12 protein-coding genes are annotated in these 14,338 nt (G+C 69.0%); 8 read left to right on the top strand and 4 right to left on the bottom strand.

Features of this window, described 5'->3' with window-relative positions:
• Positions 1–26 precede the first annotated feature (26 nt).
• The 3 genes from ACZYRS_RS01710 to ACZYRS_RS01700 all read left to right on the top strand — a co-directional run bounded on the left by ACZYRS_RS01710 (position 27) and on the right by ACZYRS_RS01700 (position 4,283).
• A complete protein-coding gene (locus ACZYRS_RS01710) occupies positions 27–2,996 on the top strand; it encodes a DNA topoisomerase III (protein WP_463417893.1) in 2,970 nt (989 codons plus the stop codon).
• Positions 2,997–3,001: 5 nt separating this feature from the next.
• Entirely contained in the window at positions 3,002–3,982 is a 981-nt protein-coding gene (locus ACZYRS_RS01705) for a tripartite tricarboxylate transporter substrate binding protein (RefSeq protein ID WP_463417892.1), read from the top strand.
• Positions 3,983–4,097: 115 nt separating this feature from the next.
• Complete coding sequence (locus ACZYRS_RS01700; RefSeq protein WP_463417891.1) at positions 4,098–4,283, top strand: hypothetical protein; 186 nt, start codon at positions 4,098–4,100, stop codon at positions 4,281–4,283.
• Positions 4,284–4,287: 4 nt separating this feature from the next.
• Here ACZYRS_RS01700 and ACZYRS_RS01695 read toward each other — a convergent pair whose 3' ends face one another.
• Positions 4,288–5,169 (bottom strand): gamma-glutamyl-gamma-aminobutyrate hydrolase family protein, encoded by an 882-nt coding sequence (locus ACZYRS_RS01695; RefSeq protein ID WP_198785380.1) that lies wholly within the window; start codon positions 5,167–5,169, stop codon positions 4,288–4,290.
• Positions 5,170–5,305: 136 nt separating this feature from the next.
• On the opposite strand from ACZYRS_RS01695, the gene ACZYRS_RS01690 reads away from it, so the two are divergent.
• Positions 5,306–6,361 (top strand): sugar phosphate isomerase/epimerase family protein, encoded by a 1,056-nt coding sequence (locus tag ACZYRS_RS01690; RefSeq protein ID WP_463417890.1) that lies wholly within the window; start codon positions 5,306–5,308, stop codon positions 6,359–6,361.
• 6 nt (positions 6,362–6,367) lie between these two features.
• On the opposite strand, the gene ACZYRS_RS01685 is transcribed toward ACZYRS_RS01690, so the two are convergent.
• Both ACZYRS_RS01685 and pdxR read right to left on the bottom strand, forming a co-directional pair.
• On the bottom strand, positions 6,368–7,450 hold the full coding sequence (locus tag ACZYRS_RS01685; protein WP_463417889.1) for a catalase family protein: 1,083 nt from the start codon (positions 7,448–7,450) through the stop codon (positions 6,368–6,370).
• Between the two features lie 100 nt (positions 7,451–7,550).
• On the bottom strand, positions 7,551–9,011 hold the full coding sequence (gene pdxR, locus ACZYRS_RS01680; protein ID WP_463417888.1) for a MocR-like pyridoxine biosynthesis transcription factor PdxR: 1,461 nt from the start codon (positions 9,009–9,011) through the stop codon (positions 7,551–7,553).
• Between the two features lie 82 nt (positions 9,012–9,093).
• Here pdxR and ACZYRS_RS01675 point away from each other — a divergent pair, with 82 nt between their 5' ends.
• From ACZYRS_RS01675 to dbpA, 4 genes are all read left to right on the top strand, one after another.
• Positions 9,094–10,344, top strand: a complete 1,251-nt coding sequence (locus ACZYRS_RS01675) for an MFS transporter (protein ID WP_463417887.1) — start codon at positions 9,094–9,096, stop codon at positions 10,342–10,344.
• Positions 10,345–10,732: 388 nt separating this feature from the next.
• Positions 10,733–10,993: a hypothetical protein gene (locus tag ACZYRS_RS01670; protein ID WP_463422440.1), complete on the top strand. Its 261-nt coding sequence runs from the start codon at positions 10,733–10,735 to the stop codon at positions 10,991–10,993.
• 60 nt (positions 10,994–11,053) lie between these two features.
• Entirely contained in the window at positions 11,054–11,320 is a 267-nt protein-coding gene (infA, locus tag ACZYRS_RS01665) for a translation initiation factor IF-1 (protein ID WP_093128941.1), read from the top strand.
• An 85-nt stretch (positions 11,321–11,405) separates the two neighbouring features.
• Positions 11,406–12,857, top strand: a complete 1,452-nt coding sequence (dbpA, locus tag ACZYRS_RS01660; protein ID WP_429613317.1) for an ATP-dependent RNA helicase DbpA — start codon at positions 11,406–11,408, stop codon at positions 12,855–12,857.
• Here dbpA and ACZYRS_RS01655 read toward each other — a convergent pair.
• Complete coding sequence (locus tag ACZYRS_RS01655) at positions 12,823–14,310, bottom strand: MATE family efflux transporter (RefSeq protein WP_463417886.1); 1,488 nt, start codon at positions 14,308–14,310, stop codon at positions 12,823–12,825. The two genes, dbpA and ACZYRS_RS01655, sit on opposite strands and share 35 nt — an antisense overlap.
• Between the last annotated feature and the right edge of the window lie 28 nt (positions 14,311–14,338).

The raw sequence follows: 14,338 nt of genomic DNA, 5'->3' as shown, positions 1-14,338 counted from the left end.
AGCCGCAGAGTATAGAGAGCCCTTAGATGACAAAGACGTTGGTAATCGCAGAAAAGCCGTCGGTGGCGCAGGACATCGTCCGCGCACTCACGCCCGTGGCCGGCAAATTCGACAAACACGACGAGCATTTCGAGAACGACAGCTATGTCGTGACCAGCGCTGTCGGTCACCTGGTCGAAATCCAGGCGCCCGAGGAGTTCGACGTCAAGCGGGGCAAGTGGAGCTTTGCCAACCTCCCCGTGATCCCGCCGCACTTCGACCTGAAGCCCGTCGACAAGACCAAGACGCGCCTGAACGCCGTGGTCAAGCAGGCCAAGCGCAAGGACGTGACGCAACTGATCAACGCCTGCGACGCGGGCCGCGAGGGCGAACTGATCTTCCGCCTGATCGAGCAGTACGCCGGCGGCAAGAGCCCGCTGGGCAAGCCGGTCAAGCGCCTGTGGCTGCAGTCGATGACGCCGCAGGCGATCCGCGACGGCTTCGATGCGCTGCGCACCGAAAAGCAGATGCAGGGCCTGGCCGACGCGGCGCGTTCGCGCTCCGAAGCCGACTGGCTGGTGGGCATCAATGGCACGCGCGCCATGACGGCATTCAATTCGCGCGACGGCGGCTTCTTCCTGACGACCGTGGGCCGCGTGCAGACGCCGACGCTCTCCGTCGTCGTGGAGCGCGAGGAGCAGATCCGCAAGTTCGTCTCGCGCGACTACTGGGAAATCCACGGCAGCTTCGCGGCCGAGGCCGGCCAGTACCCGGGCAAGTGGTTCAACCCCGACTGGAAGAAGGCCAACGCGCCCCTGCTGGCCAACGGCGAGCCCGATGCCGAGCAGCGCGCCGACCGCGTCTGGAACGAGCAAGAGGCCATTGCCATCGCCAACGCCGCGCGCGGCAAGCCCGCCACGGTGACCGAGGAGAGCAAGCCCACCACGCAGGCCTCGCCGATGCTGTTCGACCTGACCTCGCTGCAGCGCGAGGCCAACGGCCGCTTCGGCTTCAGCGCCAAGACCACGCTCGCGCTGGCCCAGAGCCTGTACGAACGCCACAAGGCGCTGACCTATCCGCGTACCGATTCGCGTGCGCTGCCCGAAGACTATCTGCCGGTGGTCAAGGACACGATGGTCATGCTGGCCAACAGCGGCATGAAGCACCTGGCGCCGTTCGCCAAGCAGGCGGTCGACGGCAACTACGTCAAGCCCAACAAGCGCATCTTCGACAACGCCAAGGTGTCGGATCACTTCGCCATCATCCCGACGCTGCAGGCCCCCAGCGGCCTGAGCGACGCCGAGCAGAAGCTCTATGACTTCGTGGTGCGGCGCTTTCTCTCGGTGTTCTTCCCGAGCGCCGAGCACCAGGTGACCACGCGCATCAGCACGGTGGAAGAGGGCGGCAAGAAGTACCCGTTCCGCACCGACGGCAAGGTGCTGGTCAAGCCGGGCTGGCTCGCCATCTACGGCAAGGAAGCCCAGGACGACGAGAAGGAAGACGACAAGGACGGCAAGCGCCTCGTGCCGGTGAAGCCGGGCGAGATCGTCAACACCGAGTCGGCCGATACCAAGGGCCTGAAGACGCGCCCGCCCGCGCGCTATTCGGAAGCGACGCTGCTCGGCGCCATGGAAGGCGCCGGCAAGACCATCGACGACGACGAGCTGCGCGAAGCCATGCAGGAGAAGGGCCTGGGCACGCCAGCCACGCGCGCGGCCACCATCGAAGGGCTGATCACCGAGAAGTACATGCTGCGCGAAGGCCGCGAGTTGATCCCCACGGCCAAGGCCTTCCAGCTCATGACGCTCCTGCGCGGGCTGGGCGTGGAAGAACTCTCCAAGGCCGAGCTCACCGGCGAGTGGGAATACAAGCTCGCGCAGATGGAGAAGGGCGCCTTGAGCCGCGATGCCTTCATGCGCGAGATCGCCCAGATGACCGAGCACATCGTCAAGAAGGCCAAGGAGTACGACCGCGACACCGTGCCGGGCGACTACGCCACGCTCGCGACGCCGTGCCCCAACTGCGGCGGCGTCGTAAAGGAAAACTACCGCCGCTACGGCTGCGTGGGCAAGAGCGGCACGGGCGAGGACGCCTGCGGCTTCTCGTTCGGCAAGTCGCCGGCCGGGCGCACCTTCGAGGTGGCCGAGGCCGAGGCGCTCCTGCGCGACAAGCACATCGGCCCGCTGGAGGGCTTTCGCTCCAAGGCGGGCTGGCCGTTCACCGCCGAGATCATCCTCAAGTACGACGAGGAAGAATCCAAGAACTGGAAGCTGGAGTTCGACTTCGGCGACGACAAGAACGGCGACACCGGCGAGATCGTCGACTTCAGCGAGCAGGACACCGTGGGCCCGTGCCCGGTGTGCGGCGCGCCGGTGTTCGAGCACGGCAGCAACTACGTCTGCGAGAAGTCGGTGCCGACCAACGCGCAGCCCACACCCAGCTGCACCTTCAAGACCGGCAAGATCATCCTGCAGCAGCCCGTGGAGCGCGCGCAGATGGAGAAGCTGCTGGCCACCGGCAAGACCGACCTGCTGGACAAGTTCGTGAGCATGCGCACGCGCCGCGCCTTCAAGGCCTTCCTCACGTGGAACGCCGAAGAAGGCAAGGTGACCTTCGAATTCGCGCCGCGCGAAGGCGGCAGCAAGTTCCCGCCGCGCAAGACCTTCGGCAAGCCCGCGGCCAAGACCGCGGCCGCGAAGAAGGTCGCGGCGAAGAAGACGCCTGCCGCCAAGAAAGCACCGGCCGCGAAGAAGGCCGCCGCGCCGCGCAAGCCCGGCGCGGGCCTGAAGCCCAGCGACTCGCTGGCCGCGGTGATCGGCGCCGAACCGGTGGCGCGCACCGAGGTCATCAAGAAGCTGTGGGACTACATCAAGGCCAACGGCCTGCAGGACGCGACAAACAAGCGCGCGATCAATGCCGACGCGAAGTTGAAGCCCGTGTTCGGCAAGGACCAGGTGACGATGTTCGAACTCGCGGGCATCGTGGGCAAGCACCTCTCGGCGCCCGACGCGGCCTGATGAAGATGCAGCGCCGACCACTGGCCGTTGCACTGGCTGCAGCGATGCTGCTGGCCGGCGCGGGCCTCGCCAACGCCGCCGCGTGGCCCGACCGGCCCGTCAAGCTGGTCGTGCCTTTCCCGCCGGGGCAGGCCACCGACATCTTCGCCCGCGCGCTCGCCGAGCAACTGGGCAAGCGGCTGGGCCAGCCCGTCATCATCGACAACAAGGCCGGCGCCGGCAGCAACATCGGCACCGAGTTCGTGGTGCGCGCGCCGCCCGACGGCTACACGCTGGTGGTGGCCGGCAGCGCGATGGCGGTGAACCAGACGCTCTATGCCAAGCCCGGCTTCGATCCGCGCCGCGACCTGGTGGGCATCTCGCTGATTGCGAAGGTGCCGCTGGTGTTTCTCGCCACGCCCGAGAGCGGCATCCGCACGCTGGCCGACCTCACGGCGCGCGCCAAGGCCGAGCCCGGAAAACTGAGTTACGCAAGCGCCGGCATCGGCGGCACGCAGCACCTGTCGGGCGAGATGTACAAGTCGGCGGCGCATGTGTTCATCACGCACATCCCGTACCGCGGCAGCGGGCCGGCGCAGTCGGATTTCCTGGGCAACCAGGTGCCGCTGATGGTCGATTCGGTGACGGCCGGGCTGCCGCACATCAAGTCGGGCAAGGCCGTTGCGCTGGCGGTGACTTCCGCCACGCGCTCGTCGCAACTGCCCGAGGTGCCCACCGTGCGCGAGAGCGGCGTGGCGGGCACGAAGAATTTCGAGGCCGTCGGCTGGCTCGGCCTGATGGCGCCGCGCGGCACGCCACCCGACGTCGTGGAACGGCTGAACCACGAGGTGACCGACATCCTGAAGACCGAGCAGATGGCGCGCTTCATCCGCGAGCGCGGCGCCGAACCCGCGCCCACGAGCGGTGCCGAGTTCGACCGCTTCGTGGCCAGCGAGATCGGGGTCTGGGGCGCGGCCGTCAAGGCCTCGGGCGCGAAGCCCGAATAGCAGGCCCAGTAGCAGGCCGGGCCGCAAGGGCCCCGGCGGCGCGTGGGTTGTTACAGAAGCGGGCGGGGCGCGCGCCTATAGTGGTCCGCAGTCCCACCCATTCCTGGAGTTTTCCGTGAAGTCATTCATTGCAGCTGTGTTCGCCCTCGCGATGGGCGCCCTCGTGGCGGGCTGCGCCGGCACCGGTTCGACGGGCTCGGCCAGCGGTGCGTCCGGTGCCTCGTCCGGCAGCGGCGTTACCGTGTTCGGCACGATCGACGCGAGCGTCAGCGGCGGCACGAGCCGCTCGGACCGCCGCTGATCCTTCAGCGCCGCAGCAGCGCCTGGCGCAGCACCCGCGCCGCACGGTCGCGGATCTTGCCGGAGCCCGAACGCGGCGGCGTCTTCGGCGCGACCTTGGCGGTCGCGCAGGCCCACAGGAAGTCATGCAGGATCGGCGTGTCGTCGACCGTCTCGGTGCTGCCGTACTTGTGGAATTCGGGGTGCCACTGGGTCGCGGCGATGTAGCTGCGGCCGCGCTCGGGCCGACGGCGGATCGCCTCGGGCACCCGGTCGGGCAGGCTCCAGGCCTCGATCTCGAAACCCGGGGCGAGCCCCTTGATGCCCTGGTGGTGGATGCTGTTGACGCGCGCCGTCTCCACCTGCGGATAGAGCTTTGAGAGGCGCGTGCCCTGCACGATCTCGATCTCGTGAAAGTTCTGGTCGTAGGTCACCGGGTCGCGGTGGCGCAGGCCCCCTTCGTGCTGTTCCTCGATGTCCTGGTAGAGCGTGCCGCCGAAGGCCACGTTGATGAGCTGAAGGCCGCGGCACACGCCGAAGACGGGCTTGCCGGCTTGCTCGAAGGCCTCGACCAGTGCGAGGTCGTAGAGGTCGCGGATCTGGTCGCCGATCCACGCGTCCTTCAGCGGCACCTCGCCGTAGCTGCCGGGCCAGACGTCGGCGCCGCCGTGCATCACCACGCCGTCGAGCCACTCTGCGTAATGCGAGAGCTTGGTGTCGCCGCGCGCGGTTTCGCCGGTGGGGCAGGGCACCATCACCACCATCGCGCCGGCCGACATGAGCCAGTGCGCGATCGATTGCTCGACGTACTGCAGCGTCTTGTTGGTGAAGAGCGAGCGGGCCGGGTCGGCGTGCGAGAAGCAGGCCGACAGGCCGATCTTGAGCCGGGCGGAAACGGGTTGCGTCATCGCGGGACTGTCAGCGCGAACTGATCGGAGGGTGCGGAAAGGAAAGTCCATTGTGGCTCGTTGGCCTCTCGCACGGGGTCGGACGACACGCCAAGTATGCTTTCAACGCCGCCACGACGCATAAGGAAGACAAGCCATGAAGACCATCAAGGGCCCCGCCATATTCCTGGCCCAGTTCGCCGGAGACACCGCCCCCTTCAATACGCTCGACGCCATCGCCGGCTGGGCCGCGGGCCTGGGCTACAAGGGCGTGCAGATCCCCAGCTGGGACGCGCGCCTGTTCGATCTCCAGAAGGCCGCCGAGAGCAAGACCTACTGCGAGGAAGTGAAGGGCACGCTCGCCCAGCACGGGCTGGAAATCACCGAGCTTTCCACGCACCTGCAGGGCCAGCTGGTCGCGGTGCACCCGGCCTACGACGCGGGCTTCGACGGCTTCGCGGCGCCCGAGGTGCGCGGCGATCCGGTGCGGCGCCAGCAGTGGGCCGTGCAGCAACTGCACTTCGCGGCGAAAGCCTCGGCCCATCTCGGGCTCACGGCGCACGCAACCTTCTCGGGTGCGCTGGCGTGGCCGTATCTCTACTCGTGGCCGCCGCGCCCGCCGGGACTCATCGAAGAGGCCTTCGACGAGCTCGCGCGCCGCTGGCGCCCGATCCTCGATGCGTTCGACGCCGCGGGCGTGGACGTGGGCTACGAGATCCACCCCGGCGAAGACCTGCACGACGGCGTGAGCTACGAGATGTTTTTGGAGCGCGTGAACAACCATCCGCGCGCCTGCCTGCTGTACGACCCGAGCCACTTCATGCTGCAGCAGCTGGACTACCTCGCGTACATCGACCACTACCACGAGCGCATCAAGATCTTTCACGTGAAGGACGCCGAGTTCAACCCGACCGGCAAGCAAGGCGTGTACGGCGGCTTCCAGAGCTGGATCAACCGGGCCGGGCGCTTCCGGTCGCTGGGCGACGGGCAGGTGGACTTCAAGGCGATCTTCTCGAAGATGGCGCAGTACGATTTCCCCGGCTGGGCGGTGCTCGAATGGGAGTGCTGCATCAAGCACCCCGAGGACGGCGCGCGCGAGGGCGCGGCCTTCATCGCCGATCACATCATCCGCGTGGCCGACCGGGCCTTCGACGACTTCGCGGCGGGCGGCGTGGACGTGGCGTCGAACCGGAAGATGCTCGGCCTCGGCTGAACCTTCTCAGCGGTGCAACGGGCACCCGTTGCGCTCGCTGCGGTAGTTCGACGAGGCGGCATACGCGGCCTTGCGCGCGCGCATCACCTGGCCCAGCGGCCGGTGCGCGGCCAGCGCGTGCCAGGGGTTGAAGGCCATGCCATCGTCGATCTCGCGCGCGAGCTCGACGCTCCAGCCGGCCTGCGGGCCGACGGTGATGCGCGCCACGGGCACGAAGGGGCTCAGGTCCTGCGGCCATTCGACCGAGGCGTCTTCGATGGGCATGCGCTCCAGGTCCACGCACAGCTGCACGCGCAGTTCCCATTCGGCGGGCTGCTGACGCACGACGTCCATGACCGCTTCGCGCGTGCCGTCGGGCTTGTCGTCCAGGTCGATCGGCTGCCCCTCGAGCGCCACGAGGTTGGGCGAAACCGGCGCCAGCTGCAGCTTCGCGATGTGGTCGCCGTAGCGCAGCGGCACCTGCGTGAAGAAGGTGGCGCCCAGCGGATGGACCTCGGGGTGGCCGCCCATCGCGATCAGCTTGCCGCTCTGTCCGCCGACCGCCTCGACGGCCTTTTCCACGCCCTGCAGCACGCTGGAGAGCACGCGCTTGGCGTTGGGCGCCTTGTCGGTGGTGCCGGCCAGCAGCTTCAGGCTCTTGAGAAATCCCTTCGCGTCGGGCGCGAGGAACACGGGTCCGTCGACGAACAGGAAGTCCTGCGTGGTGTGGGCCTCCGAGCCTTCCACGCGCTCGCCTTCGACGTCCATCACCTTGAGCGCCATGCCGCGCGGCAGCGAGACGCGGTCGTCCAGCATCTCGGCGGGCGGCGTGGAGATGCGCATCACGACCGCGTGGCGGCCCGCCGTGGCGAAGAGGCCCTGCGCCAGCGGCTCGGGCAGGCCGTCGAGCACACGCAGTTCGCCGCGCAGCAGGCCGTGGCTCTTGGCATGCACGCTGCGCGCCGCATGGCCGGTGTGGTCGGCCATGGTGCGGGACATGCCCAGCAGCGTGGCGACGAGTTCGGCCTGGGTCTGGAGCTCGTCGTCGGCCACCGTCTCCACGGACGGGTCGAAGCGCACGGGGGCGGTGGAAAGCGTGGCGGTGTTCATCGGCGATCTTTCTTCTGCGTAGGGCTTGAGTCCACGATCCGGCCCGCCCGCGAGGCGCCGTGTAGGAGCGCAGCGCCAATGCGTGCGCGAAGGGCGGCGCTCAGAGCAGCGCGGCGAGGCGGCGGATGGCGCCGTCGATCTGCGATTCGTCGATCAGGCCGTAGCCGAAGGCGAGGCCGTTGGGCGCATCGTGGGCCAGCGGATCGAGCGCAAAGCGCGAGAGCGGCGGCAGCGTGATGCCCGCCGCGGCAGCGCGTTCGACCACGGCGTGGTCGCGCGAATGCGTGCGCAGCCACGCCGACAGGTGCAGCCCCGCATCGGACGGAATCACCTCGAGCCGCCCCGCGCAGTGCCTGCCCAGCGCCTCGAGCAACGCGGCGCGGCGCGCGCCGTAGACCTTGCGCATCTTGCGGATGTGGCGCGCGAGGTGGCCCTCGGCGATGAAGGCGGCGAGCGCCTCCTGCCCGAGCACCGGGCCGTGCCAGTCGGCCAGCTCGCGCGCCCGCACGAGCGCCGCGCGCGCCCAGGGCGGCGCGACCACGAAACCGAGACGCAGCGCGGGGAACAGGCTCTTGGAGAAGGTGCCGACGTAGCAGACCGATTCGGCGCGGTCGAGCGTTTGCAGCGCATCGAGCGGGCGGCCGGCGAAGCGGAATTCGCTGTCGTAGTCGTCCTCGATGACCACCGCGTTGCGCGCCCGCGCGAAGGCCAGCAGCGCCGCGCGGCGCTGCGGCGACATCGCGACGCCTGTGGGGAACTGGTGCGAGGGCGTCACGCAGATCACGCGCGCCTCGGGCGGCAGGCGCTCGACGCACAGGCCCTCGACATCGGTCGGCACGGTGACCACCTTCGCGCCCGCGGCGGTCATGGCCTCGCGCAGCGACGGATAGAAAAGCTGCTCCACCGCGACCACCGTGCGCCCGGGCACGACGAGGATGCGCGCGAGCAGCCCGAAGGCCTGCTGCGCGCCGGCGGTGACCACGATGTCGTCGGCCGTGCAGCCGACCGCGCGGGTGAACGACACGTGCCGGGCGATCGCCTCGCGCATCGCGGCCTGGCCCTGCGGCTGGGCGTAGTCGGCGGGCTCGCGTGCGATGCGGCGCAGCGCGCGGTCGGACAGGCGCCGCCAGATATCGAACGGAAAGGCGCCGGTGTCGGGCAGGCCGACGCGGAAATCGTCGCGTGCGCGTGGCGGCTGCAGCGTGGGCGCGAGGTCGGCGCCGGGCACGTTCAGCGGCACCAGCCGCGGGTCGCGCCGGGCCGGTGCGCCTTTTTTGGACGTGCGGCCGCGGCGCGACTGCGGCAGCGTGTCGGCCACGTAGGTGCCGGCACCGGGCCGCGCGAGCAGGTAGCCCTCGCTCAGCAGCAGGTCGTAGGCCGCGAGCATCGTGTTGCGCGAGACGCCCAGCCGCCCGGCGAGCGCGCGCGTGGCGGGCAGCCGCGCGCCGGGCTGCAGCCGGCCGTCGAGGATGGCGTCGCGCAGCTGCCGGTGCACCTCGCGCAGCAGGTCGCGCGAGCCGGTACCCGGCAGGCGGATGGCGAGTTCGAAGAGTGGCTCCATGAAGTTCGCCGATTGTGGTTCTTTTTAAGAGCCAATCGCAAGCCTATTCTGAAGGCCTCAGAACGCTCACCGGAGTCTCGCCATGCACACCGAACCTCTCGCCGCCGCGCCCGCGCAACCCGCCGAACGCCTGCCCCTCGGCCTGGCGTGGCTGGCACTGGGCGCCTTCGCCCTGGGCACCGAGAGTTTCATGGTCGTCGGCCTGCTGCCGATGCTGGCGGCCGACCTGCAGGTGAGCGCCACGCGCGCCGGGCAGCTGGTGCTGCTGTTCGCGCTGAGCTATGCGATCGGCTCGCCGCTGATGGCCGCACTGTTCGCGCGCTTCGGCCGGCGGCCGCTGCTGGTCGCGAGTCTTGCGGCATTCGCGGGCATCACGCTGGCCGCCTCGATGGCGCAGGGCTTCGCGCAGCTGGCGCTGGCGCGCATCGCGCTCGGCCTGGTGGCCGGCGTGTTCCTGCCGACCGCGAGCGCGGTGGCGGCGTCGATGGTGTCGCCCGCGCTGCGCGGGCGGGCGCTGGCCATCGTGACGGGCGGCGGCACGGTGGCGGTCGCCGTCGGCGTGCCGCTGGGCGCGTGGATCGCGGGCTGGGGCGGCTGGCGCACGGCTTATTTGCTGGTGGCCGCGGTGGCGGCGCTGGCCGCTTGGGGCGTGGCCGTCGGTTTGCCGCGCAGCCTGGCGTCTTCGGCGCCGGCGACTGCCGCGCGCGCGCCGTCGTTCTCGGTGGCCCGCGCGCCCGGTGTGCTGCCCGCGCTGCTGACCACCGTGCTGTGGACCATGGGCGGCTTCAGTTTCTATACCTACATCGCGTCGTTCCTGTCGGGCACGGTGGGCTTCGGCGCCCACGGCGTGAGCGCCGTGTTCTGCGCGATCGGCGTCGCGGCCGCCCTCGGCACCGCCACCGGCGGCTGGGCGACCGACCGCTTCGGCGCCGACCGCGTGGCGCAGGCCTTCGCACTCGTGCTGGTGGCGATCTTCGGCGGGCTGTCGTTCTCGGCGCAGATGCTGCCGCGCGAGCTGGCGCTGCCGCTGATCGTGGGCCTTTCGGCGCTCTGGGGCTTCGCTGGCTGGGGGTTCGGCCCGGCGCAGGCGGTGCGGCTGATCCGCCTGGCACCCGATCGCGCGCCGATGACGCTGTCGCTCAACGCCTCGGCGATCTACCTGGGCATCGCGGCGGGCTCGGCGCTGGGCGGCGTGGTGATCGACCTGTTCGGCGTGAGCGCGGTGGGCTGGGCGGGCGCTGCCAGCCAGCTCGTGGGACTGGGCCTGATGTTGCACGCCGCCCACAGGTCGCGGACTGCGCTTTCTTTGCCGACATCGCCGCTGGCTGCCTGATTGCGGCGTGTTTTGCTATATTTTCAATAGCAAACTTCGCAGGAGCGACCGTCCTTCGCGGGCCATCGGGCCCCGGCTTGCTTTGAAGATGAGCAACTGTCATGCCCGTCAAGCTATAATGGCGGGTTCGTTTCGATACCACGACGAAGCACTTCGTCATATTGCCGGCTGACCTGCACTGTCCCTTGGATTCTTCAGGCCCCCACACTTTCAGCCGGCTTCACAGTGTGTTGGAGCGCCAGACCGGGCGCCCATGATTGCCACCACTGCCTTCGTTCTTGTTGAAGCGAATAGCGCGTTCGCCGCGCCATTGCGGCCGGCCCACGCCCGTTTTCAATTATTTTTCAGGCACTTCGCGTCCAACATTCGCGCGCTGTGCCAAGGCTCCATGGACATCATTCAACACAGTATCGCGGTGGGCAAGTACCTTGTTTCCCCGCTCATTCGACACCAGGACGACGGCCATTTCGCCGCCTCCGTCTCGATCCGCTCCGGCCACGGCAGCGGCATGCACGACCGCGTGATGCGCTTCACGCCGCGTTTTGCGAGCCACGCCGCCGCCCTGCGCTATGCCATCGACCAGGGCCTTTGCTGGGTGCGCGAGCGCAACACGCGCAACGCCCCGCTCGCCTTGACGTGCGCAGGCTGAAACAATCACGCCCATCTTCATATCCAACACACATCGAACGAGATTCAGAGGTAATCACACATGCCCAAGGAAGAACTGATCGAAATGAACGGCGCAGTGACCGAAGTCCTGCCCGACTCGCGCTACCGCGTCACGCTGGACAACGGCCATCAGCTGATCGCCTACAGCGGCGGCAAGATGCGCAAGCACCACATCCGCATCCTGGCGGGTGACAAGGTGTCGCTCGAACTCTCGCCCTACGACCTGACCAAGGGTCGCATCACCTTCCGCCACCTGGAACGTCGCGGCCCGCCGCCGACCGGCGGCAACAACTCCCCCCGCCGCTGATCCGCGACGGACAAGAGGCCTTGCGGCACCCCGCGAAGGGTGCCGGCAAGGCCTTTGTTTTTCCCGGGTCCCGGCTGCTGAAACGATGACCACGACCAATCCCACAGCCGACGGCTCCCAAGCCCAGGTTTCGACCGACAACGGCTTTGCCACGCTGGCGCTCTCGCCCCAGATGCTGGCCAACCTCACCCAGCTGGGCTACACGCAGATGACGGCCATCCAGGCCGCCGCGCTGCCGCCGGCGCTGTTGGGCAAGGACCTGATCGCCCAGGCCAAGACCGGCAGCGGCAAGACCGCCGCCTTCGCCCTGGCGCTGCTCGCCAACCTCAACGCACGCCGCTTCGCCATCCAGGCGATGGTGCTGTGCCCGACGCGCGAGCTGGCCGACCAGGTCACGACCGAGATCCGGCGTCTCGCGCGCGCCGAAGAAAACATCAAGGTGGTCACGCTCTGCGGCGGCGTCGCGCTGCGCGGGCAGATCGCGAGCCTGGAGCACGGCGCGCACATCGTCGTGGGCACGCCGGGCCGCATCATGGACCACCTGGAGCGCGGCAATCTGGACCTCTCGGCGCTCAACACGCTGGTGCTCGACGAAGCCGACCGCATGCTGGACATGGGCTTCTTCGACGACATCGTGAAGGTCGCGCGCCAGTGCCCGAAGGAGCGCCAGACGCTGCTCTTCTCGGCCACCTACCCCGAGGGCATCGCCAAGCTCGCGCAGCAGTTCATGAAGAGCCCGCAGCAGATCACGGTGCAGGCGCAGCACGAAGGCAGCAAGATCCGCCAACGCTGGTACCAGGTGAAGGACAGCGAGCGGCTGCACACCGTGAGCCTGCTGCTGGACCATTTCCGCCCTGTCAGCACGCTGGCCTTCTGCAACACCAAGCAGCAGTGCCGCGACCTGGTCGAGGTGCTTCAGGCGCAGGGCTTCAGCGCGCTGGCGCTCTTCGGCGAGCTCGAACAGCGCGAGCGCGACCAGGTGCTGGTGCAGTTCGCCAACCGCAGCTGCTCGGTGCTGGTGGCCACCGACGTGGCGGCGCGGGGCCTCGATATCTCGCACCTCGAAGCGGTGATCAATGTCGACGTGACGCCCGATTCGGAGATCCACATCCACCGCGTCGGCCGCACCGGCCGCGTGGGCCAATCGGGCGATGCCGAAGGCCTCGCGCTGAACCTGGCGAGCATGAACGAGATGGGCAGCGTCGGAAAGATCGAGCAGTTGCAGGGCCGCGAATCCGAATGGCACGAACTGGCCGAGCTCACGCCCGCCAAGGGCGCGCCGCTGCAGCCGCCGATGGCCACGCTGCAGATCGTGGGCGGGCGCAAGGAAAAGATCCGCGCCGGCGACGTGCTGGGCGCCCTCACGGGCGACTGCGGCTACACGAAAGACCAGGTCGGCAAGATCAACGTCAACGAGTTCTCGACGTATGTGGCGGTGGACCGCGCCATCGCCGCCGAGGCCGCGCACAAGCTGGGCAGCGGCCGCGTCAAGGGCAAGTCGGTCAAGGTGCGGCTGCTGACGCTGCAGGACCAGTAGCGGCCACAGGCTGCGGCGTGGCGAGCGCCGCAGCATCGCCATGCGCCGAAGTCGGCGCCACCGGCGCATCGAGCACCGGTGCAGGAGCCTTCTTCATCGACGGCTCCTGCCGCGCCAGTTTCGACGCCAGCCGGAACGCCACCACCACCGCCAGCAATCCGAAGATCGACGAGCCCACGGCCTGTCCGACGAGCACGCCGGCCGCGCCGTAGTGCGAGCCCCACCAGGCGAACGGAATCGTGCCCAGCGTGGCGCGCCCCCAGTTGAAGAACGTCGACAGCAGCGGATGCCCGAGGTTGTTGAACGACGCGTTCGCCACGAACAACCCGCCCGCAAAGAAGAAGCTCGCCGCGAGCCACGTGCAGAAGAGCGCGATCAGCTCGGCCGCTTGCCCCTCGGCCGAGAACGCGCGGATCAGCACGCCCTGTCCCAGCGCCAGCACGAGCCAGGCGACGGCCACCGAGGCCACCATGAACAGCAGGCTGTCGCGCAGCCCCTCCTGCACGCGGCGGTACTGGCCCGCGCCGAGGTTCTGCGCCAGGATCGGCCCGACCGCGCCGCTCAGCGCGTAGACGAGGCCAAACGCCACGGGACTCAGGCGGTCGATGGTCGCCGCACCCGCCACCGCCGACGGCCCGAACTGCGCGATCGCATGCGTGACGAACGCAGCACCCACGGGCGTCGCGAGGTTCGTCAGCACCGCCGGCCCCGCCACGCTCGCAAGGGCGCGCGCGTCACCGGCCAGTTGCAGCGGCTCGAAGCGCCCGAGCATGCGGTGCTTCACCATCACGCCGTGCAACCCGATGGCCGCGAGCACCATGCGCGAGACCACCGCGCTGATCGCCGCGCCGTCGAGCCCCAGCCCGAAACCGAAGATCAATATCGGATCGAGCACCGCCGTCACGAACGCCGCCGCGAGCGTGACCGTCATCGAGCGGCGCGCGTCGCCGATGGAGCGCAGCAGCGCCGAGCACGCCATGCCCAGGCCCAGCAGCGGCAGCGTGTGCACCGTCACCGAGAGATAGCGCTGCGCGAGCCGCGCCGTCTCGCCCTCGGCGCCCAGCGCGTGCAGGGCAGGGTGCAGGAAGAAAGCCGTGCCGCTGCCCACCACCACCGACGCGGCCGTCATCAGCACGAGGCTGGAGGTGGCGATGCGCCGCGCATCCATCGCGCGGCCGGCGCCCACGGTGCGCGACACCACGGCCGCGATGCCGATGGTCAACCCGATGCACAGCGATGCATGAAAGAACCCCACCACGCCCGCGAAACCGACCGCCGCCGCCGTCTCTTTCTCCCCCAGCAGCGAGATGTAGAAGAGGTTGATCAGGTCGACCGCGAACACCGCGATCAGCCCGATGGCACCGGTGCCCGCCATCACGCAAACATGGCGCAGGAGCGAGCCCGAAACGAAGCGCGGACGCTCGACGGCACCCGCCGTTTCGGTTATTGGCATATGAAATCCTCGATGTGGCCTAATTGCA

Source organism: Variovorax sp. AC194, from assembly GCF_979257995.1.
This window is presented reverse-complemented; position numbering and strand designations above follow the sequence as displayed.

Excerpts from the sequence above, each read along its gene's own strand:
- ACZYRS_RS01710 (WP_463417893.1), top strand. The coding sequence starts at position 27 with ATGACAAAGACGTTGGTAATCGCAGAAAAGCCGTCGGTGGCGCAGGAC.
- ACZYRS_RS01690 (WP_463417890.1), top strand. The coding sequence starts at position 5,306 with ATGAAGACCATCAAGGGCCCCGCCATATTCCTGGCCCAGTTCGCCGGA.
- ACZYRS_RS01670 (WP_463422440.1), top strand. The coding sequence starts at position 10,733 with ATGGACATCATTCAACACAGTATCGCGGTGGGCAAGTACCTTGTTTCC.
- ACZYRS_RS01685 (WP_463417889.1), bottom strand. The coding sequence starts at position 7,450 with ATGAACACCGCCACGCTTTCCACCGCCCCCGTGCGCTTCGACCCGTCC.
- dbpA (WP_429613317.1), top strand. The coding sequence starts at position 11,406 with ATGACCACGACCAATCCCACAGCCGACGGCTCCCAAGCCCAGGTTTCG.
- pdxR (WP_463417888.1), bottom strand. The coding sequence starts at position 9,011 with ATGGAGCCACTCTTCGAACTCGCCATCCGCCTGCCGGGTACCGGCTCG.
- ACZYRS_RS01705 (WP_463417892.1), top strand. The coding sequence starts at position 3,002 with ATGCAGCGCCGACCACTGGCCGTTGCACTGGCTGCAGCGATGCTGCTG.
- ACZYRS_RS01675 (WP_463417887.1), top strand. The coding sequence starts at position 9,094 with ATGCACACCGAACCTCTCGCCGCCGCGCCCGCGCAACCCGCCGAACGC.
- ACZYRS_RS01695 (WP_198785380.1), bottom strand. The coding sequence starts at position 5,169 with ATGACGCAACCCGTTTCCGCCCGGCTCAAGATCGGCCTGTCGGCCTGC.
- ACZYRS_RS01655 (WP_463417886.1), bottom strand. The coding sequence starts at position 14,310 with ATGCCAATAACCGAAACGGCGGGTGCCGTCGAGCGTCCGCGCTTCGTT.
- infA (WP_093128941.1), top strand. The coding sequence starts at position 11,054 with ATGCCCAAGGAAGAACTGATCGAAATGAACGGCGCAGTGACCGAAGTC.